Source organism: Chitinimonas violaceus, assembly GCF_052601015.1.
Genome location: NZ_JBQXDJ010000359.1, coordinates 1 through 230, shown reverse-complemented (window position 1 = coordinate 230; position 230 = coordinate 1). Strand labels below are relative to the sequence as shown.

The 230-nt window shown below is 62.2% G+C and carries 1 protein-coding gene; it reads right to left on the bottom strand.

Annotated features, from left to right (window positions below):
- A partial coding sequence (locus ACUHMQ_RS21565; RefSeq protein WP_445297456.1) for an IS66 family transposase zinc-finger binding domain-containing protein occupies positions 1 to 230 on the bottom strand: 230 nt, incomplete at both ends.

Here is a 230-nt window from a genome sequence, read left to right as displayed (position 1 = left end):
GGTCTGCCCATTTGCTGACGATGATGTGGGCTAGCAGCCCGGGTGCGGCCATGCCCTGTTCAATGGGCTGCAGCGGCAAGGGTGCGACGGCGATCTGGCCTTCACAGGCAGAACAGGCAGAACAGGCGTATTTGGGCCGGCGGTATTGCAGTACGCTCAATTGTGCCGGCACATAGTCGAGCTTTTCGCTGACGGCATCGCCGATGTGGTGCCGCTCACCCCCACAGCAG